The following is a 23,958-nucleotide window of genomic DNA, read 5'->3' as shown; positions in this document are numbered from 1 at the left end:
CCCACAATGGCAGGGTCTGCCGAAAGCACATGCGCTGCAGAGGCCTGATGGGGGCAGCGGTGGCACTGGCCCTGCTGATCTGGCTGCCGCTGGGGCTGGCCGGCGTCCCCCTGGACACCCCAGACGGGTTTTTGCACCTGGGCTGGGCGGTGGGCTGGGTCAAGCAACTGCAGCAGGGCTGGCTCTGGCCCACCTGGAGTGATCTGCCCTGGGCCGGTGCGGGGAGCAGTGCACTGCTGATCTACCCACCCCTGTTTCGCTGGTTGGTAGGGCTGCCACTGCTGCTGGGGCTTCCCCCCGATCACGCCCTAGCCACAGGCCTTCTGCTCCTGCTGCTGCTGCACAACGGCGGAGTCGCTGCACTCGCCATGCACTGGCTCCTGAAGTCGCGCTGGCGCTGGGCGCTGCTGATCGCCGCCAGCCTCAATCCCTACCTCCTGGTCAACATTTATGTGCGCGGGGCCTGGCCTGAAGCCCTGGCGCAAGCCCTGCTCTGGTGGCTGGCCGTGGGTTTTTTGGGGCTGCAGCAACGGCGGCCCTGGGGCTGGCCACTAGCAGGTCTTGCGCTGGCTGGCATCGCCCTGAGCAACTGGAACGCCGCCCTGTTGACCGGGGTGGCTTGGGGCCTAGCGGGCCTGCTGCTCAGGCGCAAAGCCTGGCTCTGGAGCGGCGCCCTGGGGACCGGACTGGCGATGCCCTTTTGGTTGCCAGCGCTTCAGGCTCTGCCATCGGTTCGCCCCCCAATCCCTGCGGGCCTATTGCCAGGGGAATTTTTTGCCGACATCGATCTGGGCTATCGCAGCTTTGCGGCGCTGCTCTGGATCCAAGCGGTGGCGATTGCCCTGGTGCTGCTCTGGCGCTGGCTTGGCTGGCGGGGCGCCTCGCCTCTGGCCCGCTGGGGTGCGCTGTTGGCAGTCCTCTCTCTGCTGATGAGCCTCTCGATCAGCGCACCGATCTATCACTGGCTCCCAGCGCTACAGCGCATTCAATTTCCCTGGCGCTGGCTCAGCCTGGGCTGGTTTGGTGCCCTGCTCTGGTTCGCATCGGCCAGCGAGCAACCCCAGCGCACCAACCGAACCCGACCTGCGGCCCTCGCAGTGACCGGCCTGGCGGCGGCTGGATGCTGGTTCGATGGGCTTTGGCGCTTTCGCAGCAATCTCTGGGGCCATGCCCCGAGCGCCAGCGAGCGGATGGCCCTGCGCACCTTGCTGAGCTGTGATCCCCTGACACCCTGCTCAGCAGGCGTGGCTGCGCTGCCAAAGGAGGGGGAGCTGGCCAAACGCTTTGTGGCCCTGCCCAATGGCCGCATTGCCTTGAGCGGCGTACCGGATTACAGCCCTGCCGAGGTGCCTGAGGCGTCCTGGAACAAGCGGCTGGCCATTTTTTGGCTGCCGGCCTGGCCGCAAACACGTTGGGCTGAATGGTCTGGGCAAGGAAGGGTGACACTGCTGGAACGCACGCCCCGCAGCCGGGTACTTCAGGTGAACGCCACCAGCGCCGGCCGGCTGCGAATCATGCAGTGGGCCCACCCCAGCTGGCGGGTCCAGGTCAACCGCGGCCAAGGCTGGAGCGCTCCGCTGCCGGCGGGAGGGCGAGATGGCCAAGGTTGGATCAGCATCAAGCTCCCGGCCGGCCGCTCCCAGGTGGCCTTGAGCTACGGCCAGCTGCGATCGGGGCCCGTACGATCCCGGCCATGAACACCGCCGCAGCCCGCCCCCCTCGGCCGCTGATCAGCGCGGTAGTTCCCTTTTTGAACGAGGCAGCAACTCTGCCAGTCTTGTTTGCGGAACTGGAGCAGCAGCTTGGGGCCCTGGGTCTGCCCTGGGAGCTGGTGTTGGTGGATGACGGCAGCCGCGATGAGTCACTCGAGGTGGTGCGCTCCCTGCTGGAGCAACGCCCTCAACTGAAAGCGACGGTGCTCAGCCTCTCGCGCAACTTTGGCAAGGAGGCGGCCCTGACCGCTGGCCTGCAGGCCAGCCGTGGCGATGTGGTGGTGCCCCTCGATGCCGACCTGCAGGACCCCCCCGAGCTAATCGGCGCCATGCTCGAGCAATGGCGGCAAGGCTTTGATGTGGTCTATGCCGTGCGGCGGCGGCGGGCGGGCGAGAGCAACACCAAACGCTTGACGGCCTTTGGGTTTTATCGGCTGATGGGACGGCTCAGCAGCACCGCGATCCCCGCGGATACCGGCGACTTCCGTCTGATGGATCGCTGCGTGGTCGAGGCCTTACTGCAGCTGCCGGAGCGAAGCCGATTCATGAAGGGCTTGTTCGCCTGGGTGGGATTCCGCCAAAGCGCCATCAGCTACGACCGTGATGCCCGAAAGGGCGGCAAAAGCAACTGGAACTACTGGAAGCTCTGGAACTTCGCCCTCGATGGCATTACCTCCTTCAGCCGAGTGCCCCTCCAGGTGCTCAGTGGCAGTGGCGTAGCCATTGCATTCCTGGCGCTGCTCTACGGCGGCTGGATGGTGCTGCGCACATTGGTCTTTGGCATCGATCTCCCGGGCTATGCCTCGTTGATGACCGCCGTGCTGTTCCTAGGGGGCGTTCAACTCATTGGCCTTGGGATGCTGGGGGAATACCTCGGCCGGGTCTTTGAAGAGGTGAAAGCCAGGCCGCTCTATTTGGTTCGAGAGCGCTGGGAACAGTGATGGCCAAACGACTGCCCCTACTCCTCATTGCCGACACCAGCGTCCCGGAGGCGCTGGGCAGCAAGTTTCTGCGGGGGGCCCAGCAGGCCGGCCTGGATCCCAAGCGCGACCTATTAGTGGCCTACACATCCCCGGCGCCGGCCTTCTCGCCGAGCATGGGGCGGTTGCGCGGGAAAGTCTTCTACCGCCTGGCGGATCGGCGCAGCTGGGAGTGGTGGGGCTTCCAGCGGAAGCTGATCGCACTGATCGAGCATCACAAACCCAGACTGGTGCTGGTCACGGGCATCTTGCCCCTAGCACCGCAGGTGTTCCAAGCCATTCGCGCATCAGGAGGACGGATCGTGAATTACCTCACGGACGATCCCTGGAATCCGATTCACCGGCGCCACTGCTTTCTGCGCAACCTGAAGGACTACGACCACATCTTCAGCACCAAAGAAGCGCTGCGGCAGCGGCTAGAAGCGGCGGGCACCCTGAGCACCAGTTGGCTCCCTTTTGCCTACGACCCTGAACTGCATCACCCGATCGACTTCACCGATCCCGAAGCGGCCGATGTGCTGTTTGTGGGTACAGGCGCTGCAGAACGCCTGCCCTGGCTCGAGGCCTTGGCTGATCTGCCGGGGCTGCGCCGCCGCATCCACGGCAACAGCTGGGAAGGCTTGAGCACACCGGGCTGGGAGAAGGGGCCAGCTGTGGTGGGGGAGGACTACTGCAAGGCGATGGGTTCAGCCCGGGTCGTTCTGGGGTTACTACGTCTGGCCAATGGTGACCTCTCGACGGATCGCTCCTATGAGATCGGGGCCATCGGAGGCTGCGGCCTCTACCAAGACACAAGCGAACATCGGACGCTGCTTGAGAACTATCCGTATGCAGGCTTCTTCAAGGATCCCGGCGAACTGAGAGCACGGGTTCAAGCTCTGCTCAGCGATCCGGAACTGCAACAGCAGTTGCGAAAATCAGGCGCAAAGGCATTGCGCAGGCCACAGCACACCTACGGCGCCAGGCTGCGGACGATCCTGGAGTGGAGCCAGGCAAAGCCATGAAGATCACCATCGTCGTGGGGGGGCGCTGGCATGCCTTTGATCTGGCCCGGGAGCTAAAACAAGCCGGTCACCTGCACCGCCTCATCACCAATTACCCCCGCTGGTTTGTAAAGCGCTGGGGAATCCCCAACGACAACGTCGTCAGCTTGCCGCTGACCTTCTGGGTGGTGAAAGCGATCTACAAGCTTGGCGGCGAGAGCTTGATGATGCGCTGCCAGTGGCATGTGCACCGCTGGTTTGCCCGAAGGGCGGTCAAGCACCTGGAAGGCAGCGAGTTAATCCACGGCTGGTCCCAGTGGAGCGAACCAAGCCTCGCCTGGGCAAAGCAACGGGGGATCCCAACAGTGCTGGAGAGATCCTCCGCCCACATCCTTGAGCAGAGCCGGCTGCTGAACGAAGAACATCGCCGCCTGGGCCTGAAGTGGGCAGCCACCCACCCGCGGATCGAAGATATGGAGCTACGGGAGTACGAGCTCTGCAGTCAGGTTGCGGTTCCGAGCCTGTTCGTGGAGCGCAGCTTTCTGGAGCGGGGCTGGCCCGCAAAGCGCCTCTTTCGCAACGCCCTGGGGGTCGACCTCAGCCGTTTCAAGGCTCCGGAGCAAGCCCCCCGCCCACCTGAAGTGAGTGGTTTGAGGGTGATCTACGCGGGTTCACTGTCCGTACGTAAGGGAATCCCCGATCTGCTTGAGGGGTTTAGGCAAGCGAACCTTGCTGACGGCACCTTGACCCTGGTGGGCGGCGAGACCCCCGAACTGGAGGGTCTGCTGAAGCAGCAAAACCATCAGGTGCGATGCCTCGGTCACCTTCCCCAGGCCGAACTGGTGGAGCACTACGCCGCAGCGCACTGCTTTGTGATGGCCTCCATCGAGGAAGGGATGGCGATGGTGCAGATGCAGGCCCTGGCCTGCGGCCTACCGCTGATTTGCACGACGAACACCGGTGGCGAGGACCTGCTCAGGCTGCAGGGCAGCGGCTCAGTGCAACGTGACCATGACGTTGAAGAATTCCCCGCCGGTTATCTGGTCCCCATCCACCGTCCCGATGCCATTTCCTGGTGCCTGCAGGCACTCGCCCAAACCAGCAGCCTCTGGGAGCAGAAGCGTGAAGCCGCGCTGGACCTGGCACGAAGCGAGCTGAGCTGGAGTGCCTACGGCAAGCGCGCGATCGCCAACTACCAGGCCCTGCTCGAGGACAAGGGCTAATGGAAGTCACGATCATCCTGCCGGTCTACGGCCGCTCGGGGCTGCTAGGCCCGGCACTGGAGAGCGTGCTGCAGCTGCAAGATCCAGGCTGGCAGCTGTTGATCGCCGATGACGGCTCTGACGCGGATACGCAAGCCTTCATCCAAAGCTGGATCGACTCTCAGAACCAAGACACGCGGGTGCGGTGGGTCAGGCGCCCCCAAAACCTCGGACTGTTCGGCAACTTGAACCGTGCCATTGAAGAAAGCAAAAGCGAGTGGGTGCTGCTGCTCTGCAGTGATGACCTGCTGTTACCCCATGCCATAGGGCGGATTCATGAGATGTGTGAACGCTGGCCCGATGCAGGACTGATCCTCTCGACCTATGAATCCATCAATGAGGACGGGAGTCCACGGCCGGCAGACAGCGCCTGGCACCACGACCAGGTGAGCCAGGAAACAGCGTTGGTGCCACCTGAGCGATTCGTGCCTGCACTGCTGCAGCTGGGGAGCTTGAACGGGAACCTCAGCGGGATGGCCTTCAGCCGCAGCCACTGGCGTGCAGCAGGCCCCTTCCTCGAAGACTGGCGCCATGCGGCGGATTGGGAATGGCTACTGCGGGCGAGCGAAAACCAGCCCCTCGTCCTGAACCGGGTGCCGATCGCGCAGGTACGGACCCATGAGCGCCAACTCTCCAACCGCAACCGTCGCAGCGGCCATGAATTACAGGAGGTGGCGTCTGTGGTGCAGCAATTACGCGAACACCCCCTATTAAGCGATGAACCACGTCGCCGCTGCTGGGCCGCCCACGTGATGCAGTTTCAGCTCTGGAACGTGTTGAAGCAATTCAGTCAAACGAGGCCCAAAGAGCTGACGCAAGGCCTAAAGGCCATCCACCAGGCCGCCGGCCTCCGGCAGACTGCCTGGACACTGCTTCGATGGCTGCCCGCAAGATGGCGACGACTGCCGCGCACAAGCGCACGCTGATGGCCCAGCGCTCTGATGCGCGCCTCGCAGAGCTGATCGCCACTCGGATTCTGCCGAACTACACCAGCACAACGCTCCTGGATATCGGCTGCGGCGACGGGGTCGTTAGCAGGCATCTTCCAAGCCAATGTGAGTACACAGGCCTGGATATCAGTGATGCCTGCATCTACGAACAGCGCCACGACAATCCCAAGGTTCGCTATGTGCAAGCGGGTCAGATTCCTGACCTGATGCGGAGCGAAGGTCCCTGGGACACAGTGCTCTTGCTGGATGTCATTGAACACACCCGGCGCTTCACGCCACTGTTTGAGTTAGCCCTGACGCGCGCCAATCAACAGGTGGTCGTCAGCCTGCCGAATGAGCTCTTCTTTCTAGATCGACTCAGAATGCTGCGAGGACACGAGCTCAATGCCCACAGCCTTGATTTAGTTGATCAACCCGAGGGGTTCAAACACCAGTTCATCGTCAATATCGATAAAGCACGGTCTCTCCTGTCACAAAGAGCTGAGGCCTTGGGCTTCAACTTGACTGAGGAAATTCTGCGTCCTCTGATCAGCAAGCGACGCCTGGCCCAACCAGCCTGCTGGGCCTTACAGCAGCTGAGCTCCCCCCAACTCTGGAGCATGGGCAGCGTGTTCATTTTTCAGCGGCGTGCGTGAGTAACCCTCGACCCAGAAGAGCCGACCGGGATCGCCTGGACACCTTGCTCGGACCACTGCAGTGGTGCCTGACACCATGGGGAGCAATCGGCATCGGGATCAGCGGCTGGATCCTGACGGCGCCACTGAGTAGTGCTCCACTCGCGATTGGACTGTGCTGGTGGGGGGTCGTTCTTCTGCTGTGGGCCATCCAGCTTGAGCGCCCCTGGATCAACGTTCTTCCCTTCCCCCCCCTCACGGTCCTAGCCCTGCATTTGTTCCTGCGGTGGGAACTCGGCGGAATGGTCCTTCTACTCAGCCGTAATGGCCCGGGCGATATCCAGGACTGGATTGCGCATGTCCATCAGGCACTCCCCCTGAACGCCGTGATGACCTCGGGGATCGTGCTTGGAGGCCTACTGAATTGGCCACTGATCCATCGGTCAAAAACTCCCGCTTCCGCTGCCATCAACAACGACTCTCCTCAACGCGGTTTCAGCAGACAGCAGCTACTTCTCCTTGGCGCCATCACTGGTGTTGTGGCCGTTGGTTATGTAGCGGTTGGCTTTTTCGCGGGGACACTGGACCGCGGAGCGGCCTATTTCACTTGGGCCGGACGCTTCTGGCGACCAGACACCTTATTTTCTGCTGCGATCCGTCTTCGAGATCTCTATTTCATTGTTCTACCGCTGTTGTTGTGGCGCTGGCGCAGAAACCTGCTCATCGTCATGGCCTTTTTTCTTCCCACCGCAGCGAGCCTGGCGGCATCCGCCCTGCTTGGAGGACGCGGTCTTCTGCTTTACCCCGCATTGCTGACATTGGGTGGCCTGTGGCTGGCACAAGCCAATCCCAAACTCATGCGCTGGCTCATCATTGGACTCTGTGCTTTGGCGCTCAGTGCGATCGCTGTTTTACCCACCATGCGTCACAGCAACTCCTTCCAGCAGTCAACAACGAGCGATCTAATGACCAGGCTGGGAGCCCTACAAAACGGAACTGAAATCCTGAATTCCTCAGCTGCCATTCCCCTAATTGGTCGAGATCTTTATGCCTGGAGTGATCCCTATCTGTTCCGGGAACCCGGACTGAGTCAACGTCCAGCAGGATCCAAGCGGCTAGGGAATCTTCTCTTCCTTTGGGCACCGCAGGCCGTGATGCCCAATCGTCCGCCCATCAACGACGGGCATTTAATCGCCAAGGAAATCAAAGGTTCGCCCAGTGAGGGGACCCAGGATGGTCGGCACATATGGTTTCCGGGTGTGAGCTTAAGCGCTGATCTCTACTGGCGCTTTCGCTGGCCTGGGGTTTTGCTTGGAAGCAGCATCTTCGGCCTTCTCTATGCCTACTTTTGCCGCGCCTGGTATCAACTGGCCGCCTTAAACCGGAGCACGGCCACAACCCTGATCGCGCTGTTCCCGTCAACCTTTCTTCAAGGCCCCCCGCTCAGATCCCTCTCTGAGACGGCCTGGAATTGGTTCTATGAGTTTCCAAAATACGTTCTCATTCTCACTGCGATCACAGTATTGATTGAATTTGTCAATCGGCTCTGGCCTGGTCGAGCACCAAGCGCAGAAAATCAACCAACCGATCAATAGCAACTGGCGCAGTCAACAAAGGAGTCTCAGTGAGCTCCGAAAGACGCCGCGAGCAGGCAAGATCTTCAGCCAAACCCGCAGCAACGCCTCCCGAAAGATAATTATACAAATTCAAGAATGACCTCGGATTAAAATCAACCTCCACATGTCGGTCGACATATCCAATCGGAATCGCTCCACAGGCGAAGCTCTCGGGAATTTTCTCGGTGTAGTACCCCGGAGCGATCGCATTTTCTGGACAGAGATTAAAACGGTAACCACTCAGCAAATCCCGCTTCGTGAAGTTCGAGCGGGTATGGTCAGCGATCGAAGAATCAAATGCTCGACCGAAGCCATCGACTGGCAAAGAACGGTCAACCTCCCGCCACAGATAGCGACGCTGATCATTGAGATAGGACGCCACAAATGCAGCCCGTTGTTCACCAGATCGATTCCAATCCAGGGGCCGAAGCAACTGCTCCTGCTTGAGCGGCTCACCCAGGCGAATCCATTCACCCGGCGAAGGAATTCCATCAGCACTGAAATCAACGTAATTCCACCAGTGGGGCATGCGCTGATAGCACAGATCTCCCACCCGCAATTCGTGTCCCAGGCCAAAATCGCAACCCGACTGCTCAAAGTTTTGATAGTTCTCGGCGAACGGGTTCTCGGAGCTGACGTGCAGCCGTAAAGGTCGAGCCGGCTGCCGCCAAGGGCTGCGGATGCGCTCTCGCCACTGCAAACCGCGGTTCAACCAACGGCGCCGCGCGCTGCCATCAGCGAACGGGCCGCGAATCAGCAATTCATGCGGCTCAGTTCGTGACACAAGCTCAAACCTGCAGAGCGTGCCAAGAACCCGCATGACCAGATCCGTGCTGGCAAAGCTGGGGTAACAACCCTCAAGTGCAAGCCGAAGGGGACCCAAACGTTTGGAATCAAGAGTCGGCCGTAAGTTAAGGGCATGAATTGATGGCGACCCTGCAATCCAGTCTTCGTCAGGGTGCTTGGGACCTGCTACGCGGATCTGTGGTGGGTCGCGCTCTGGGTTTCGCGCTCAACCTCTGGTTAAGCCGGAGTCTTGGGCCGGCGGGACTAGGCCTCTTCAGCCTGGTCCTGACGACGAGCCAAACCTTTGAGCTCACTGCTCGAGGGGGGGTGGATTACGGACTGAGCTGTGCCCTCACTGGCGAGGGAGCCAAGGAATCCGCGCAAACCAAGGACAACATCGCCGGGTCGGCCATCCAGCTGGTTCAGCTGAGCACGCTTGGTCTTGCGCTGGCGCTTTGGCTTTGGGTCATCCCGCTGCAGGGACTCCTACCCAGCGACCTCAGCTTGAGTCGCAGCGCCCTGGCACTCGCCCTGGTCGGCATCGCCAGCCTGGAGAGTCTTGGCGGGCTTCCTTGGGATCTCCTGATCATCGCCGGCGCCACAAAACTGGTGGCTCTTCGACAAGGACTGTTCTCCCCGCTCAAGCTGCTGCTCGCCGCCATCGGGGCGGCCTTGGGCGGCGTTGCAGGAGCCCTGATTGGTTACGGACTGATGAGTGGCCTGCAGCTGGTCTGGTTGAGACAGAGCTGCCGTCAACTCTGGCCCTGGCCACATCGCTGGCAACCGGACTGGCCCGAAGCCTGGAGGTTGATCAGAAGCGGCATCAGCCTGTATGGCTCGAATGCTTTGGCGGCCATGGTGTTTTTACCACTACTGGCGGGCGTTGCCCAGGCGGAAGGAGTGTCCGATGTGGGCTTCCTCAGAGTGGGGCAGCTGATCGTGCAGGTCTTCACCTTGCTTCCAGGAGCCCTAACGCCTCTGCTGTTCCTGAGGCTCAGGGCAACAACGGTTGAATCCCAGCGCAGCGAGAACACCGAACTCTCGCTGCGGCTGATCTGGTGGCTGGGCTTAGCCGCACTGCTTGGCTACCTACTCATCGACAAACCACTGGTCCAACTGTTTTTTGGAGACTCCTATCTGCCCTCCATCCAGCCAACCCGTCTCTTGGTTCTGATGGCCGTCTTGGATTCGGTCAACCAGGTCTTGCACACACCCCTTCTGGCCAGCCAACGCACACGCCTGTTTGCCATCGCTCAGAACAGTGGAGCGGTGCTGGCGGCCCTGCTGGGCTGGTGGCTCATCCCAACGAGCGGCCTGCAGGGCTTTTTAGCTGCCAAGCTTTGTTTTTCCGTCGTACCTGTCGCGATCTACCTGAGTGAGGCTTGGAGACGCTTCATCCAGCCGAGAATGGTGATTCGGCTGCTGCTGGCCACGGCGGCGGTGACCCCCCTCTGTTGGTTGTCCGATCCCAATCCCCAGTGGTCGATGCTCTGCGCTTTTGGTGTCGCGATCATCCTGACCATTGAAGGCAGGCCACTGCTGCAATTGCTGCCGCGACGTTGAATGCGGATCCTCCACGCCATGCCTGTTTATGCCCCGGCATGGCAGTACGGGGGGCCGGTTCTGAGCGTGAGTCGGCTCTGCGAAGCCCTAGCGGGCAAAGGCATTGCCGTTGAGGTCATCACCACCAATGCCGGCCTCAGTGATTTGCCCTTATCTGAACTAGGCCAACCGATCATGCGGAATGGGGTGCCAGTGACCTACTACCCCGTCGACCACGCCACCGGCCCCATCCAGTCCAGACGCCTGGTGCAATCCCTCTCGAGGGTGATGGCTCGTGCGGACCTCCTACACCTCAGCGCCATCTGGCAACCCTTGGGAATCCCCATCCAGAGAGAGGCGATCCAACAAGGGGTCCCCATCCTTCACACCCTGCGCGGGGCCCTTGGCCCCTACTCCCTGGGCCAGCGCTGGTGGAAAAAACTGCCCTACTTCCTGGTGCGCGAGCGGCCTTACCTGCAACAGGCCGCAGGCCTTCATGTCACCAGTGAGCAAGAAGCCAACGAACTCTGGCCCCTAGCCCTACGGGCACCACGTTGGTTCCTGCCCAATCCGATGGACCTGGATCAGCTGCACCCCAACCCTGGTCTGAGACAGCAGTGGCGCCGGCAATTGGGCGTGCACTCCAATCACCCACTTCTCCTGATCTGCGGACGGCAGCATCACAAAAAAGGCTTGGATTTATTACCCCCGGTGCTGTCTGCACTCCGCGACAAGCCATGGCAACTCCTCCTGTTAGGAGGGGACGAGGATGGCAGTGGTCAGCAACTGATCCAGCAACTCCAACGACGGGGATTAGGGCAGAGAGTCATCGAACACCCCACTGTGCCCGCCGCGGAATTGGGAGGGGTCTACAACGCAGCGGATCTGCTGCTGCTGCCAAGTCGCCATGAAAACTTTGGCAATGTTGTGCCTGAAGCTTTGGCCTGCGGCTGTGCGGTGGCCATCAGCGACCGCACCGGCGTCGGAGTGGATCTACAGCGCAGCGCACCTCAGGGATTCGGCGCCGTGCTGCCTCGACGATGCCGCGACTGGATCCAATGGCTTGGGTGGTGGCTGGAGGACGCACCGCGCGCCAGCCTTCCAGTCAGCCAATGGGTCGCACAGCACTATTCACAATCGGCCGTTGCCGATCGCGCGATTGAGCTCTACCAGCAGATCCTGCAAACTCAGCAGGGTTGAGCAGGTCATCCCCTGACGCGTTCGTCCGCTATCCCCCAACCAACCGATCCGACCGGCCTGGCCGCGGTGGTCCTGTGCCTGAACGAAGCCGATAACCTGCCCCGCTGTCTGGCCTCACTGGCTTGGTGCGACGAGCTTGTAGTGGTGGATTCCGGCAGCACTGATGGCAGCCAGCAGATCGCCATCGAGCTTGGAGCACAGGTGTTCGAGCATCGCCAAGCCGGGCGCTTCCTGATTAGCGAGCAACGCAACTGGGCCCTTGAGCATGCCGAACTCAGCAGCCCTTGGGTGCTGTTCCTTGACGCGGATGAAGAGATTGGTCCTGACTGCCGAGAAGCCATCCAAACCAATTTGGATGAATCAAAAGACCTCGACGGCTTTGAACTGACCCCCCGTTACTGGTTTTTGGGACGGTGGTTAAAACGAACCCAGAACTATCCCAACTGGCATCCTCGGCTCGTGCGCCGCGGCCATCTTCGTTTCGAGGGAGGGGTCTGGGAAAACTTTCCCGCGGGGTCTACCGTCGGCCGCATTGCCCAGCCCTACGAGCACTACGCCTTCAGCAAGGGGATCGATGATTGGTTAGAGCGGCATCGACGCTATGCCGACTGGGATGCCGAAACGATCTGCAGTTACTTGAGCTCAGGCAACCGACAAGCCTTCGGCACGAGGCGGGCCTTGAGGCTCCGTCAGTTCACGGCCCTGCTTTGGCCTGTCAGACCCCTGCTTCGCTTTGGCCAGAAGTACCTGCTCCAGCGTGGGTTTCTGGAAGGGTGGCAAGGGCTCTTGTTCTCGTTACTGATGGCCGGATACGACCTGATCACGGTCATCAAGGTGATTGAACGGCGACGACAGCAACGAGGCCTGCCGCTGTGATGCCTGCTTTGCGCAAGCCAAAACGGCTCCTACTGATCAGCGAGCACTTTGAGCCCAGCACTGGGGCCACCGCTCAGCTGATGACCGACCTTGCTGAGGGGCTCCATCGTCGTGGCTGGAGCGTGACGGTTCTCACCGCCACACCAGGAGGCGCTCTGAACGTTCCGGTGCAACGCCTCGGTGGCCGGAGTGGTGTAGCCATCGGTGTGACCGCCAAGGTCCTACGCGGTGCCCGCTTTCTCCTGGGCTCTCTGCTCTGGTGCCTCTGGCATGGACGCCGCGGGGATGGGGTGTTGATCGTGTCCAACCCTCCTTTCATCGGAATTCTTGGACCCCTACTGCAACTGAGCCGGCGACTGCCCTACGTCTTCGTTTTTCAGGATCTCTTTCCGCGCTCAGCCGTTCTCAGCGGCGTTCTTCCCGCGGCTGGCCCTGTGGCCCTGGTTTGGCGCAGCCTGATGCAGGAGGTATGCAGACACTCCGCCACGACGGTGGTGCTCAGCCAAGCGATGGAAGAGCGGCTACGACGCGATCTTGGCCGCGAGCTGCCACTAGAAGTCATTCACAACTGGGCTGTCGAGCGTGGCCTATCCGGACCGCGAGCGCAGAACGCCTTTGCCAAAGAACAAGGGTTTGAAGACCGCTTCACCCTGCAGTACTCCGGGAACTTCGGCCGCCTCCATGATCTCCTCACCCTGCTCGAAGCTGCTCGGCTGCTGCAGGACACAAGGGTGATGTTTGTCTTTATTGGCGGAGGGGCCAAGGGAGGACAGATCGAGGCCTATCAGCAAGGATTTGGGCTCAAAAACGTCCTGCAGCTGCCCTATCAACCCAGACAGCGTCTTCCCGAAAGCCTGAGCGCCTGTGACCTCTCCGCCATCGGCTTGATTCCAGGCGCGGAAGACACCGTTGCTCCGAGCAAGTTTTACGGAATCTTGGCGAGCGGTCGCGGGATTGTACTCATCGCGCGGCGCAGCTGCGATCTGGCACAGCTGGTGCTGCGCGAAGGATGCGGGATCGTCGTTGAACCTGGAGAAGCCGCTGAATTGGCCGAGCGACTTCGGGCTCTCAGCGAAGCACCTCAAGAGGTTGCCGCGATGGGAGAGCGCAGCCGGACGCTCTACGAACGCCAATTTGGCGTGGATCGATCGATCGATCGCTATGCCGCGATCCTGGAGAGGTTGGCGTGATTTTGCTTCTGAGCTTCGACGTACAGCGCCGAGGCGGCATTGAGCGCTTGAGTCTTCAGGTCCAACAAAGCTTGAAGCGGCAGGGACAGCAGGTCGTCCTGCTGACCCCACGCCCGCTAACTGCGGTTCCAAAACTTGGACGCCTGCTCGGTCGCTTCCGTTTCGTCCTGGCTCTGGCCTGGTACCTACCGCAAGCCTCCCAAGTGTTGTGCATGCATGCCCTCCTGCTTCGCCCCCTTGGCTGGCTCAGATCCCTAAGACGCAGGCAGCAAAGCCTGCATTGCTGGATCCATGGCATCGAGGTCTGGGGGAGCGCGCTCACAGCTGTCAAAGGCGATCTACTGCGCTGTCAACAACTCATCGCCAGCAGCCGGTTCACACGGGACCGCGTTTTAGAACAGACCGGACCATGGCCAGCAATCCATGTCGTGCATCCGATGGCGGATCTCATCGCCCCCTTCCAACCACTTCAGGCCCTGCCCGAGGGGCTGAGGTTGCTCACCGTGGCGCGCATGGACTCGCGTGAGCAGTACAAAGGGCATGACTTAATCCTCGAGGCCTTGCGGCAGCTCAAGGAACGCGGCTGCCTCAACCCAAAGCTGCAATGGAGGGTCGTTGGAGCGGGAGACGACCGCAAGCGACTGGAGTCAATCGCCCATGACTGGAGCCTCTCCCCGTGGGTTCACTTCCTGGGCAACCTGCCAGATCCCGTGCTGGAACAGGAACTCCGCACTTGCAGCCTCTTGGTGATGCCCAGCAGCTATGCCGTCCGTACTGACGGTCGAGCGTGTGGCGAAGGCTTTGGAATTGTCTACTTAGAGGCAGCCCAAGCCGGACGGGCCTCGATTGCCGGTCAACGCGGCGGACACAGTGACCTGATTGAAGACGGGACAAACGGCTGGTTGATCGAGCCTTGTCCAACCGCACTCGCTGATCGTCTGGAGTGGTGCATGACGCATCCAGAAGAACTCAGTCGGATGGGGGCCAACGCCCATCGGCGAGCCGTTCTGGAGTTCAGTGCCAGCAGCTTTGATCAGGCTCTGCAGCTGGCCTTCAACACAGCACTCACGGCCTGAGCGAGATCGCGAGGATGGGGCAACCCTCGGATCGGCTCCGGCGTAAATCCACGCGAATGCAGCGCTGCGAATCGCGACAGTGCCTCAGCCATCGCCGCAGCATCTTTCGACGCAAACACTGCTGAACCAGGGGGGGATGGGGCTGGAGCAGCCACTAAATCCCTGGCACTCCCGGCGTGGTCACTGGTGATCACTGCACAGCCAAATTGAAGGGCCTCGTTGACCACCAAGCCCCAGGTTTCCCCTTGCTGCGAAGGAAACACCAGCACGTCTGCCATGACGTAAAAAGCTCCCAGGGAGCCCTGATTTTGAAAGCCGAGAAAACGACATCGCCCCGGCAAAATTTCCCCTGCCTGCTCCTCAAACCGTTGCCGAAGCGGTCCGTCGCCGACTGCAAGCAAGCAGAAGCGTGAGCGAAGAGACTCGGGCAGCAACATCAACGCCTCGAGTAACAGCGTAGGGTGTTTGGCCGCCGTCATCTTGGCGCTCCAGAGCAGCACCAGCTCTTGCCCTGAGAAGCCCTGCTCAAGGCGCAATGCCGGGCGCTGGGGCATCCAAGTTCGAACCTGATCCGCAAAAAAATCAACATCCACGGAGTAACGCACAGAAGTCAGTGCCTGAGGCTTCACCCCCAGCCTGCGGAAGTGATCGAGAGAGTCACTGCCAACCGGGAAGATGTGATCAAACTGGCGATACCAGCGCTGAAGCAGAAGATCTTTGAACAGACTTTTCAGGCGACTGCGCTGGAAAGCACGGTCGGTGCCATCCGCCCTTAGAAACAGCCGCTGACCTGACAACCTCAACAGCAACGTGACGGCTGTAATCCAAGCCGGGGTGTAAGCAAAAACCAACACCCGATCTGGTCGGAAGGTCCGCAACCGCTCTCGTGCCGCCCATGCCAAGGGCCATGCCACAGACCACCGACTCAGATCAGCCAAAGGCCGCTGGCTCATGAACAAATGGGGGAAACCCTCGGTCAGATCGCTGTCCCAGGCAAAGGCCACCCTGAAATCAGGATCCATACTTTGGCGTTGGCCATGATCACAGCCAAAGAGCACCAGCAGCTCAAGCTCAGGATCCGCCGCCAGCTCAGCAAAAACAGGACGGAAATACTGAATCGGATGGGTAATCAACACCGCCAAACGGCAGGGTCGCTGGGAAGCACTCACAGCTGACACAACCAGGGAGCAATCAGATCAGCGGCCAGCCGATGTCCGTTGGCGTTCCAATGTCCCTCCCCTGGGGCCTGGCCTTTGAACCCATGCAACAGCAGCCCGGCTTGATCCGCTTGGCGTTGCAAATCGGGTGCGAGAGGCAAATAAGGAATCTGACGCTTGGCGAGTAAGGACCCCAGGCGCTGTTCCTGAGCGAAAGGCTGGGACGGTCGCTCACTCGCAATGGGCCACACCTGCTCAGGGGCAGAGGTGCTGATCACTGCAAATCGCGCCTGATCAGCCTGTGCCTCTGATGCCAAGGCAGCGATCAAGTGATCCGTCAGGCGCCAAGCCTGATCGGAAGCCACTGGGGTCCGGGGCACTTGAGGACGCACAGACTGACTCTGCTCCTGGTCTGGCTGAACACGGCTGGCCCAACGGTTTTTCGCCTCATTGAGCAGCTGCAGCAGACGACTGTGATTAACCAAGCCGTCGAGGGCGCGGCCAGGCAGTGACATCCTCCAGCGATAGGCCGCTGACTGACGAAAACCCTGGTCCACTACAAGGTTGTTTTGCGCATCGAGCACAAACACCGGACGATCAGAGCGAGAAATCGGCTCGTTGTCCGTGAAGTCGTTGCCCGGGTAGACCACCAGCAAGACCCAATCAGGGCGGTAGCGCCGAGCCAGGTGCCTCCAGGTCAGCAACTGTTGACCCGTGCCATAGGCACCGACCCCAAAATTCAAGACCTCTACCCCAGCTGAATCCTTCCGACGCAGGGAGCAATGATCGGCTGAAGCCAGTCGTTCCTGAAGCTGCTGCACAAAGGACTGCTGCTCATCCACTTGCAAGGCCTCCGTAAACGAGTCCCCCAAGACCGCAATGCGCAACACCCTGGGTGCTGGAGATTGATCGACATCACGGCCCCGGAAACCAGCACGGTTGATCCGCACCTCACCACGACCTTCTCGCGTCCACTCCCCCTGAGCCCCGGGCCGCAGGGCAAAACCACGCACTGCATCCACCGTGTAGAAGGCTGGATAATTCAGCCCCGCAACACGCAACCCAACCTCAACAAAGACCAGGGATGCAGTGACTCCAACGGACAACGCCGCGACATTGGCAATCCAACGCTTCATCGCCGCCATGATGCAGGAACAAGCAAGATCAGAAGCGACGTTGCCAGCAAGCGCAAATCCAACAACAGGGAATGGTTACGGAGATAAAAGAGATCTCGGCCCAACTCCCACGCGACGGCATCCAGCTCCTCAGGAGGAGGGCCCGCAACTCTTCCCCAGCCCGTCATCCCCGGTCGCATCCACTGGCGTAATTCGGCCCCTGGGAAGCGCGCCTCGAGTTGTTGCATGGCTGCCAATGTCAGGGGACGGGGCCCCACCAAACTCATGTCCCCCCGCCAGACATTGATGAGTTGTGGAATGGCACTGAAGCGACCAGGCGCTTGAAAACGCAGTCTCTGAAAAGAATGGCCATCCCGCCCGCTGCAGAGATCACTAAATAGTCGTGGTTTCCACAGCCAACCGAATGGAACCAGTACGGCTAAAACAACCCCACTGACAAACACATCTGCCAGCCGCTTGAGCCGTGAACTTGGCCCGGTGCGGGCATGGCTGAAGGCCTCGACCCGGTCAGCCCAAACGGGGGGGACCAGAGCTGGAGGTAACCGCCGCAGAAACAACTCTGCCCAGCCCTGAACAGACAGCAAACGCACCCCCTGGTCTTGCCAGAGAATCAGAATGCGGCGGTCCTCATCGGACAGATGGTGATCCCCGCTTATCACCACGCCATCGAGGTTCAGCAAACCCGGCAACGGCAGCGGCAAAGCCGGCATCCCTTGAACAGCGCGCCACTCCAGGCCGCAGGGGATGGCACATCCACCAGCCTCAATCGCCCTGGACAACTCACCACGCTCCCGTGACGAGACCAACATCAGCCACTGTTGCTGCGGCTGCCAGAGGTGGGCATTGACCTGGCTGAAGCGCAGGATCTGGGTCGTCAGAAACCCCAAGCCCAACACCGGGATCAAAAAGCCGCGACTCATCGTGTCCAACCAGGGCTGACCGCGCAGCCCGGTCAGCACCGCGGCCAGCGCAAAAACCGTGACTGCTGCAACCACACAGTTCCGCAACTGCCGCCCCACATCCAGTTGGTACCTGGCCAGTGCCGTGTAGGTGCCCAGCAGGTATTGAACAAACAACCAGGCGAGGATCAGAGCGACGGGACCGCGACTCAAGGTCGGCCACAACCCAAAACGCCAGTAATAGACAACGGTCCAGCTGAAGCCAAGCAGCACCGCCTCCGCCAAGGCAAAGCGAAGAACTCTTCGCGCTGAAAGGGGGGTCCGTTGTCCCATCAGCCCAACAGAGCAGAATCAGAAGGTTGCATCCGCCGAGGAACTAGCCATGTGGTGGCGCTCGCCTTGGCTGAGACAACGCATTTTATGGATGGGTCTGGCGACCTTCGATGTTGTGGCCGTCTGCGGCAGCTACAACCTTGTTTACTGGTTTCACTTCCAGTCTCTACCCGGAATCAGCGGGTCGGTGGCGGCTCTGACCTGCCTGTGGATCGCCAGCTCCTACCTCCTCGGTCGCTACTCCCAGCACTATCGCCCCAACAATCGCTGGCGGATCGCCCTCAGCACTGCCGTGGTTTGTTTGCTCCTGGCACTCACCGCTGCGGCCCTGAACTGGGGCGCTGAAATTCAAGACCCTCGAACACTGCCTCGCTTTGCCTTGCCCACGGCCCTAATCGCAGCCGGAGCCTCCTCTTTGGTCCAAAGCAGGGTGCACCAGCGTCAGGACCGCCCCGAACATTGGGTGCTCATTGGAAGTGACACCGAACTCGCGGTGGTTGAAGCCGAACACAAACTGGAGGCAGGTCGCAGCTCCCTGCAGCTCACCTTGCTAGGCAGTGCAGGGGTAGAAGATCACCTGCCGGCTTTAGCTCAGGCCGATCTCGCCGGGATAGCCATTGGTGAGCGGGCCCAACTCAGCGAACGCGCTCTCGAGCAACTCCTTGCCCTGCGAGGGCAAGGCCGCCAAGTCATCAGCCTGGTGAATTGGTCTGAGCAGCTCCTCCAACGCGTCCCGCCTGAGCTGTTCACGAGTTACTGGCTCGCTCAAGCAGAAGGATTTGAACTGCAACCAGAGCGACTCGGATGGCGACTGAAGCGACTGGGAGACCTGGTGGTGGCTGTGGCACTGTTGCTGACCACAGCCCCGCTGATAGCGATTGCAGCTGTGTTGATCAAGCTGGAAGATGGCGGAGCGATTCTCTTCAGCCAAGTCCGAACAGGGATCTACGGCCAACCCTTTCGGATCAGAAAGCTGCGCAGCATGCGCTCCGATGCCGAACGACACGGTGCCCGTTGGGCGAGCCATTCCGATCCACGAGTCACACGAATCGGACATTGGCTTCGAAAACTAAGGATCGATGAATTACCGCAACTCCTCAATGTGATTAACGGCGACATGAGCCTGATTGGACCCAGGCCAGAACGTCCAGAATTTGAACAGGATCTCGAAACGCAAATTCCCCACTACCGCATTCGCCACTGGATCAGACCAGGTCTGAGCGGTTGGGCCCAGGTCTGTCATCCCTACGGTGCCAGCGTGGCCGACAGCCGCAGCAAGCTCAGCTACGACCTCTATTACTTACGCAACTTCAGCCTGCCACTGGATTTCCTCATTCTCCTGAAGACGATTCAATTGGTCAGCCGCGGAGCAGGTTCGCAGCCCAACAAAACAGCGAACTAAAGCAGATTCAGGCACGCTTCCAACTCCGTCCGCGTGGCCACCGCCGTCTTCACCCAAGAGTAAGAACGCGCCCGCTGCAAACCCCGCAGACGCAATTCCGAACGGACTTGGGGTTGCTCCAGCAGCTGGAGGAGGCCATCTTGAATGGCCAGGGAACTCAAAGGATCAACAAGCAGAGCAGCATCAGCGGCTACTTCCTGGGTCCCCGAGCCGTAGCTCGTGAGCACTGGAGTGCCGCAAGCCATCGCTTCCAGAACAGGCAAACCAAACCCCTCCCACAAGCTGGGATACAGAAAAGCTAGAGCTCCCTGATATAAGCCAGCCAAGTCTTCCGGTGCGACATAGGGACGCCACTCAATCTGAGCATCGAGCCCAAGCTGATGCACCAAAGCTTGCAACTTTGGAGTTTCACTAGAGTGAGGCTTGCCGGCCAGAACAAGCTTGATCTCCGGATACCGAGGCGCCAACGCAGCAAAGGCTTCAATCAAGCGGCGAATATTTTTGTGGGGGTAGGCCTGACCGATGTGCAAAAGATACGGGCGTTGATCACCAGGCAATCTGGCTTCAGCCAACTGAAAGCGCTGGTCGTCATAGCCCAAAGGAATCACGCGGATCTTGTCCATCGGCACACCGGTGCAGCGTTCAATTTCAAGCGCGGTAAAAACCGAATTCGTGAGTATCCGTGCACTGCTGCGCAATAAAGGAGGAACCCAGGATCTGAAATAAGCACTTTGCAAGGAGCGCTCAGGGTGACTGATGGTCCTCAAGTCATGCACCATCACCACCTGGGGAATGCCTTGACGACCGAGGTAGCCCTCCGGAGCTGGCGTGAAAATCAAACGAGCTCCTGTCTTCCGCGCAAGCCTCGGCAACTGAAATTGACTCCAAGCAAGACGCTTCAAGCGTTCACGGGCGCTGCCCTGTTCCCCCCCCGGCACCAGTACATGGGGTAATTTCTGGAGTTCAGGAAGCACTGCATTGGCATAAACGCCAATTCCTGTGGGCTGCCGCAACACCGGCCGGTAATTGAGCAGCAGAGTCATCAGGCCAAGCCGATCAAACGACGGCGCGCAAATTTGAGCCAATTGAGGGCCCAACAAGCTGCGCTCACCACAGGACTGAGATAACGACGCTGGGCTCGGAAGGTTTCCAGGTACACCTGGGCAATGCGGGTATGACTCACACCCGCCTGAACCACCTTAAGGATTGAATCACTGCTGTGGACCGTGCGCAGATCCGCGGGCAGCCGCAGAAACCACTCGTAGTCACCACAGATTCGAAAGCTGGGGTCAAAAGCACCCGCCACCTCAAACAACTCGCGGCGTACGAGCATGCCGGGGTGGGCAATGTTCATGGACTGGCGCATACGCTTCCACTGCCAGCCAAAACCCCAATGGCGAAGCAAACGTCCGTCAGGAGCGTGGTAAGCGTTGCGGGCGGTAATTAAATCCGCCTCCATCGCGGTCAATGCCGCAATCCGCTCCAAGCTTGTGGGATCAAGAAACACATCATCGGCGCCAATAAAGCTCAAATAGCGGCCACTGGAGAGCTGCACTCCTCGATTCCAGGCGTCATAAATTCCCTGATCAGGCTGACTGCTCCAGAGCAGACGCTGGGGTCCATCTGCGAGGCTCCGCTGAAAAGCCGCCACCAACTCCGCCGTTCCATCCGTTGAGGCGTTGTCGAGCAGCACGCACTCCCAATCGGTCCAGCTCTGAGACAACAAGCTGGTCAAAAACTGATCAAGCTGGGCCGCGCAGTTCCAGGTGGCAACAAGAATCGATAGGCGGGGCGAGCTATTCATGTCCTATCGGGTCCGAAGGACCTGCTGAATCGCACCGAGATCCTTCAGCGGCAGCTCCAGCTCTTCTGCCACCTCCCGCAGGGGCTTCAGACGCACCACGCCTCGCTCCAGTTCGCCATCGCCAAGGACGGCAGCCCAGCGGGAGCCACTTCGATCAGCACGCTTGAATTGCTTTGCGAAGGCGGCTCCGCTGGGATCCCGCTCAACCCGCAGGCCCGCGAGCCGCAGGGACCTCGCCAGAAGCAGGGCTGCGGACTCGGCGGACTGACCGCGGCTGACCAGATAGAGATCGGGCGGCGTTGATGCGTCCTGCTGACCTAGCAGCATCACAAGCCGTTCCATCCCCAAGGCCCAGCCGATCGCTGGGGTCACAGGCCCACCCAGTTGCTCCACCAAGCCGTCGTAACGGCCACCACCACAAACCGTGGCCTGAGCGCCGAGTTGGGTGGAGGTGATTTCAAAGGCGGTGTGGCTGTAGTAGTCCAGCCCCCGCACGAGCCGAGGATTCAACGTGTAAGGAATCGCCAGTGCATCAAGCCCGGCCTTCACCTGCTCAAAGCGGTCACGGCTCTCCTCTGCCAGAGCATCCGCCAGGGTTGGCGCGTTCACCAGCACCGCCTGGGTATCCGTATTTTTCGAGTCGAGGATGCGAAGCGGATTGCGCTCCAACCGATCCTGCGAATCGGGATCGAGGTGATCACGGTGCTGCTGCAGGTATGCCACCAGCTGCTCGCGATAGCGCACACGATCCTCACTGCTGCCGAGGGTGTTGAGCTCCAAAGCCAACCCTTGAATGCCCAGGCAAGTCAGTAGATCCCAGGCCAGTGCGATCGCTTCAACATCGGAGCTCGCATCCGCAAAACCAAGGCACTCCAGACCGATCTGATGAAACTGACGCTGCCGGCCCGCCTGGGGCCGCTCATAGCGGAACATTGGGCCGGCATACCAAAGCCGTTGAGGACCCTGGCTCAACAAACCGTGCTGAATCGCAGCGCGGACCACCGAAGCCGTGCCCTCCGGCCTCAAAGTGCAACTGCGCTCGCCACGGTCGAGGAAGGTGTACATCTCCTTCCCGACCACATCGGTGGCCTCCCCAATGCCACGGGCAAAGAGTGCCGTGACCTCCAGCAAGGGGGTGCGGATCTCCTGCACACAGGCCCTCCGGAACTGCTCGCGGGCCTCGTTCTCCACCCGCTGCCATAGCGGGGTCTGGGCAGGCAGCAAATCCACCATGCCCCGCAGGCTTTGCAGCTTCTCCACGGAAGGCCCAACACTGAGGCCAGTCTGCAGTGGCACCCTTAACCTCAGCTGACCCCAACCGGTGGTTGCGCGTTGGCCAAGCTTCTAATCACCGGCGGCGCAGGCTTCATCGGCAGCCACACCTGCCTGGTGCTGCTGGAAGCAGGGCACACCCTTGTGGTGCTCGACAACTTTGACAACAGCTCACCGGAAAGCCTCAAACGGGTCCAGGAGTTGGCCGGTCCCGCTGCTGCCGACGCCTTAACGGTGATCAAGGGCGATGTGCGCTCCAGCAGTGATCTGGAGAGGGCCTTGGCGGGTGGCTGTGATGCCGTGGTGCATTTCGCTGGCCTCAAAGCCGTGGGCGAATCCGTGGCCAAACCTCTTCTCTACTGGGATGTGAATGTGAGTGGTTCGCGGGAATTACTTGCTGCAATGCGAGCCTGCGGCTGCCGCACGATCGTCTTCAGCAGCAGCGCCACCCTCTATGGACTTCCAGAGGTGGTTCCGATCTGCGAGACCGCTCCCATACAACCGATCAATCCCTATGGGCAGACCAAGGCCGCCGTGGAGCAGATGCTGGCAGACATCGCCACCAGTGAGGCTGGCTGGCGAATCGCTTGTCTGCGCTATTTCAACCCCGTCGGAGCCCATCCCAGCGGACGTCTTGGAGAAGACCCCAATGGCATCCCCAACAATCTCTTCCCCTTTGTGAGTCAGGTAGCGGTGGGCCGCAGAAGCCGGCTGTCGGTCTTCGGCGGCGACTGGCCGACCCCCGATGGCAGCGGCGTTCGGGATTACATCCACGTCATGGATCTCGCCGAAGGGCACCGAGCAGCGGTGGATGTCTTACTGGCGGAAGATCCGCAGCTGCTCACCTTGAATTTGGGCAGTGGCCAAGGCCACTCCGTGCTGGAAGTGGTGGCCGCCTTTGAAGCAGCATCAGGTAAGGCGGTGCCCTACGAGGTCGTGGCCCGTAGGCCCGGAGATGCAGCATCCAGCGTGGCCGACCCCTCGCTGGCGGCGCAGCGGCTGCGCTGGCGCACCCAAAGGGGCCTCAGCGAGATGTGCCGCGATGGCTGGGCATGGCAAAGCGCCAACCCCCAGGGCTACGCCTCGTGATCCAGGCACTACGGCTACTGCGGGAATACAGCAGCTGCCTGAGCTCCACCCGGCTGAGGAAGCCGCACCAACTTCTGGT

21 protein-coding genes are annotated in these 23,958 nt (G+C 60.6%); 14 read left to right on the top strand and 7 right to left on the bottom strand.

The window, feature by feature from the left end:
- Positions 1-47 precede the first annotated feature (47 nt).
- From ACXIQ9_RS09070 to ACXIQ9_RS09040, 7 genes are read left to right on the top strand one after another with little or no spacing between them, the layout of a single operon-like run.
- Complete coding sequence (locus ACXIQ9_RS09070; RefSeq protein ID WP_459016458.1) at positions 48-1,697, top strand: hypothetical protein; 1,650 nt, start codon at positions 48-50, stop codon at positions 1,695-1,697.
- The gene (locus tag ACXIQ9_RS09065) at positions 1,694-2,653 is read left to right on the top strand and encodes a glycosyltransferase family 2 protein (RefSeq protein ID WP_459016457.1); all 960 of its coding nucleotides are present in this window, start codon (positions 1,694-1,696) and stop codon (positions 2,651-2,653) included. Before ACXIQ9_RS09070 ends, ACXIQ9_RS09065 begins: the two co-directional genes overlap by 4 nt.
- Entirely contained in the window at positions 2,653-3,696 is a 1,044-nt protein-coding gene (locus ACXIQ9_RS09060) for a CgeB family protein (RefSeq protein ID WP_459016456.1), read from the top strand. Before ACXIQ9_RS09065 ends, ACXIQ9_RS09060 begins: the two co-directional genes overlap by 1 nt.
- Positions 3,693-4,898 carry a glycosyltransferase family 4 protein gene (locus ACXIQ9_RS09055; protein WP_459016455.1) on the top strand — a complete coding sequence of 402 codons (1,206 nt, stop codon included), beginning with the start codon at positions 3,693-3,695 and terminating at the stop codon, positions 4,896-4,898. Before ACXIQ9_RS09060 ends, ACXIQ9_RS09055 begins: the two co-directional genes overlap by 4 nt.
- Positions 4,898-5,863, top strand: coding sequence for a glycosyltransferase family 2 protein (locus ACXIQ9_RS09050; protein WP_459016454.1), 966 nt, complete (start codon positions 4,898-4,900; stop codon positions 5,861-5,863). The genes ACXIQ9_RS09055 and ACXIQ9_RS09050 overlap by 1 nt, the downstream gene beginning before the upstream one ends.
- Entirely contained in the window at positions 5,863-6,522 is a 660-nt protein-coding gene (locus tag ACXIQ9_RS09045) for a class I SAM-dependent methyltransferase (RefSeq protein ID WP_459016453.1), read from the top strand. Before ACXIQ9_RS09050 ends, ACXIQ9_RS09045 begins: the two co-directional genes overlap by 1 nt.
- 44 nt (positions 6,523-6,566) lie before the next feature.
- Positions 6,567-8,096, top strand: a complete 1,530-nt coding sequence (locus tag ACXIQ9_RS09040) for a hypothetical protein (RefSeq protein ID WP_459016452.1) — start codon at positions 6,567-6,569, stop codon at positions 8,094-8,096.
- Here the strand turns inward: ACXIQ9_RS09040 and ACXIQ9_RS09035 are convergent.
- Positions 8,038-8,937 (bottom strand): glycosyltransferase family 10 domain-containing protein, encoded by a 900-nt coding sequence (locus ACXIQ9_RS09035; protein ID WP_459016451.1) that lies wholly within the window; start codon positions 8,935-8,937, stop codon positions 8,038-8,040. The genes ACXIQ9_RS09040 and ACXIQ9_RS09035 overlap by 59 nt on opposite strands.
- 107 nt (positions 8,938-9,044) lie before the next feature.
- Here ACXIQ9_RS09035 and ACXIQ9_RS09030 point away from each other — a divergent pair, with 107 nt between their 5' ends.
- The 5 genes from ACXIQ9_RS09030 (at position 9,045) to ACXIQ9_RS09010 (ending at position 14,787) form a co-directional block, all read left to right on the top strand.
- Positions 9,045-10,466 carry a lipopolysaccharide biosynthesis protein gene (locus ACXIQ9_RS09030; protein ID WP_459016450.1) on the top strand — a complete coding sequence of 474 codons (1,422 nt, stop codon included), beginning with the start codon at positions 9,045-9,047 and terminating at the stop codon, positions 10,464-10,466.
- Entirely contained in the window at positions 10,467-11,645 is a 1,179-nt protein-coding gene (locus ACXIQ9_RS09025; protein ID WP_459016449.1) for a glycosyltransferase, read from the top strand.
- Positions 11,646-11,711: 66 nt separating this feature from the next.
- Entirely contained in the window at positions 11,712-12,521 is an 810-nt protein-coding gene (locus tag ACXIQ9_RS09020) for a glycosyltransferase family 2 protein (RefSeq protein ID WP_010314330.1), read from the top strand.
- Positions 12,521-13,711 (top strand): glycosyltransferase family 4 protein, encoded by a 1,191-nt coding sequence (locus ACXIQ9_RS09015; RefSeq protein WP_459016448.1) that lies wholly within the window; start codon positions 12,521-12,523, stop codon positions 13,709-13,711. The genes ACXIQ9_RS09020 and ACXIQ9_RS09015 overlap by 1 nt, the downstream gene beginning before the upstream one ends.
- A gap of 212 nt (positions 13,712-13,923) precedes the next feature.
- Positions 13,924-14,787, top strand: a complete 864-nt coding sequence (locus tag ACXIQ9_RS09010; protein ID WP_459016532.1) for a glycosyltransferase family 4 protein — start codon at positions 13,924-13,926, stop codon at positions 14,785-14,787.
- On the opposite strand, the gene ACXIQ9_RS09005 is transcribed toward ACXIQ9_RS09010, so the two are convergent.
- From ACXIQ9_RS09005 to ACXIQ9_RS08995, 3 genes are read right to left on the bottom strand one after another with little or no spacing between them, the layout of a single operon-like run.
- On the bottom strand, positions 14,745-15,923 hold the full coding sequence (locus ACXIQ9_RS09005) for a glycosyltransferase family 4 protein (protein WP_459016531.1): 1,179 nt from the start codon (positions 15,921-15,923) through the stop codon (positions 14,745-14,747). The two genes, ACXIQ9_RS09010 and ACXIQ9_RS09005, sit on opposite strands and share 43 nt — an antisense overlap.
- Positions 15,924-15,952: 29 nt before the next feature.
- A complete protein-coding gene (locus ACXIQ9_RS09000; RefSeq protein WP_459016447.1) occupies positions 15,953-17,080 on the bottom strand; it encodes an SGNH/GDSL hydrolase family protein in 1,128 nt (375 codons plus the stop codon).
- Positions 17,077-18,312 (bottom strand): sugar transferase, encoded by a 1,236-nt coding sequence (locus ACXIQ9_RS08995; RefSeq protein ID WP_459016446.1) that lies wholly within the window; start codon positions 18,310-18,312, stop codon positions 17,077-17,079. The genes ACXIQ9_RS09000 and ACXIQ9_RS08995 overlap by 4 nt, the downstream gene beginning before the upstream one ends.
- Before the next feature lie 91 nt (positions 18,313-18,403).
- Between ACXIQ9_RS08995 and ACXIQ9_RS08990 the strand changes: the two genes are divergently transcribed.
- Positions 18,404-19,714 (top strand): exopolysaccharide biosynthesis polyprenyl glycosylphosphotransferase, encoded by a 1,311-nt coding sequence (locus ACXIQ9_RS08990; protein ID WP_459016445.1) that lies wholly within the window; start codon positions 18,404-18,406, stop codon positions 19,712-19,714.
- Here the strand turns inward: ACXIQ9_RS08990 and ACXIQ9_RS08985 are convergent.
- From ACXIQ9_RS08985 to hisS, 3 genes are read right to left on the bottom strand one after another with little or no spacing between them, the layout of a single operon-like run.
- A complete protein-coding gene (locus ACXIQ9_RS08985; RefSeq protein ID WP_459016444.1) occupies positions 19,711-20,757 on the bottom strand; it encodes a glycosyltransferase family 4 protein in 1,047 nt (348 codons plus the stop codon). The genes ACXIQ9_RS08990 and ACXIQ9_RS08985 overlap by 4 nt on opposite strands.
- Positions 20,757-21,518: a glycosyltransferase family 2 protein gene (locus ACXIQ9_RS08980; RefSeq protein ID WP_459016443.1), complete on the bottom strand. Its 762-nt coding sequence runs from the start codon at positions 21,516-21,518 to the stop codon at positions 20,757-20,759. Before ACXIQ9_RS08980 ends, ACXIQ9_RS08985 begins: the two co-directional genes overlap by 1 nt.
- A 3-nt stretch (positions 21,519-21,521) precedes the next feature.
- Positions 21,522-22,778 (bottom strand): histidine--tRNA ligase, encoded by a 1,257-nt coding sequence (gene hisS / locus ACXIQ9_RS08975; RefSeq protein WP_459016442.1) that lies wholly within the window; start codon positions 22,776-22,778, stop codon positions 21,522-21,524.
- A 72-nt stretch (positions 22,779-22,850) separates the two neighbouring features.
- On the opposite strand from hisS, the gene galE reads away from it, so the two are divergent.
- Positions 22,851-23,879: a UDP-glucose 4-epimerase GalE gene (gene galE / locus ACXIQ9_RS08970; RefSeq protein ID WP_459016441.1), complete on the top strand. Its 1,029-nt coding sequence runs from the start codon at positions 22,851-22,853 to the stop codon at positions 23,877-23,879.
- The last annotated feature ends 79 nt before the right edge of the window (positions 23,880-23,958 follow it).

This window comes from Synechococcus sp. LTW-G (assembly GCF_054459035.1).
The sequence above is the reverse complement of the archived record's forward strand: the minus strand, read 5'-3'. Positions and strand labels throughout refer to the sequence as shown.

Coding starts and splice junctions, on each gene's coding strand:
- ACXIQ9_RS09070 (WP_459016458.1), top strand. CDS start 48: ATGGGGGCAGCGGTGGCACTGGCCCTGCTGATCTGGCTGCCGCTGGGG.
- ACXIQ9_RS09065 (WP_459016457.1), top strand. CDS start 1,694: ATGAACACCGCCGCAGCCCGCCCCCCTCGGCCGCTGATCAGCGCGGTA.
- ACXIQ9_RS09060 (WP_459016456.1), top strand. CDS start 2,653: ATGGCCAAACGACTGCCCCTACTCCTCATTGCCGACACCAGCGTCCCG.
- ACXIQ9_RS09055 (WP_459016455.1), top strand. CDS start 3,693: ATGAAGATCACCATCGTCGTGGGGGGGCGCTGGCATGCCTTTGATCTG.
- ACXIQ9_RS09050 (WP_459016454.1), top strand. CDS start 4,898: ATGGAAGTCACGATCATCCTGCCGGTCTACGGCCGCTCGGGGCTGCTA.
- ACXIQ9_RS09045 (WP_459016453.1), top strand. CDS start 5,863: ATGGCCCAGCGCTCTGATGCGCGCCTCGCAGAGCTGATCGCCACTCGG.
- ACXIQ9_RS09035 (WP_459016451.1), bottom strand. CDS start 8,937: ATGCGGGTTCTTGGCACGCTCTGCAGGTTTGAGCTTGTGTCACGAACT.
- ACXIQ9_RS09030 (WP_459016450.1), top strand. CDS start 9,045: ATGGCGACCCTGCAATCCAGTCTTCGTCAGGGTGCTTGGGACCTGCTA.
- ACXIQ9_RS09025 (WP_459016449.1), top strand. CDS start 10,467: ATGCGGATCCTCCACGCCATGCCTGTTTATGCCCCGGCATGGCAGTAC.
- ACXIQ9_RS09015 (WP_459016448.1), top strand. CDS start 12,521: ATGCCTGCTTTGCGCAAGCCAAAACGGCTCCTACTGATCAGCGAGCAC.
- ACXIQ9_RS09010 (WP_459016532.1), top strand. CDS start 13,924: ATGCATGCCCTCCTGCTTCGCCCCCTTGGCTGGCTCAGATCCCTAAGA.
- ACXIQ9_RS09000 (WP_459016447.1), bottom strand. CDS start 17,080: ATGAAGCGTTGGATTGCCAATGTCGCGGCGTTGTCCGTTGGAGTCACT.
- ACXIQ9_RS08995 (WP_459016446.1), bottom strand. CDS start 18,312: ATGGGACAACGGACCCCCCTTTCAGCGCGAAGAGTTCTTCGCTTTGCC.
- ACXIQ9_RS08990 (WP_459016445.1), top strand. CDS start 18,404: ATGGGTCTGGCGACCTTCGATGTTGTGGCCGTCTGCGGCAGCTACAAC.
- ACXIQ9_RS08985 (WP_459016444.1), bottom strand. CDS start 20,757: ATGACTCTGCTGCTCAATTACCGGCCGGTGTTGCGGCAGCCCACAGGA.
- ACXIQ9_RS08980 (WP_459016443.1), bottom strand. CDS start 21,518: ATGAATAGCTCGCCCCGCCTATCGATTCTTGTTGCCACCTGGAACTGC.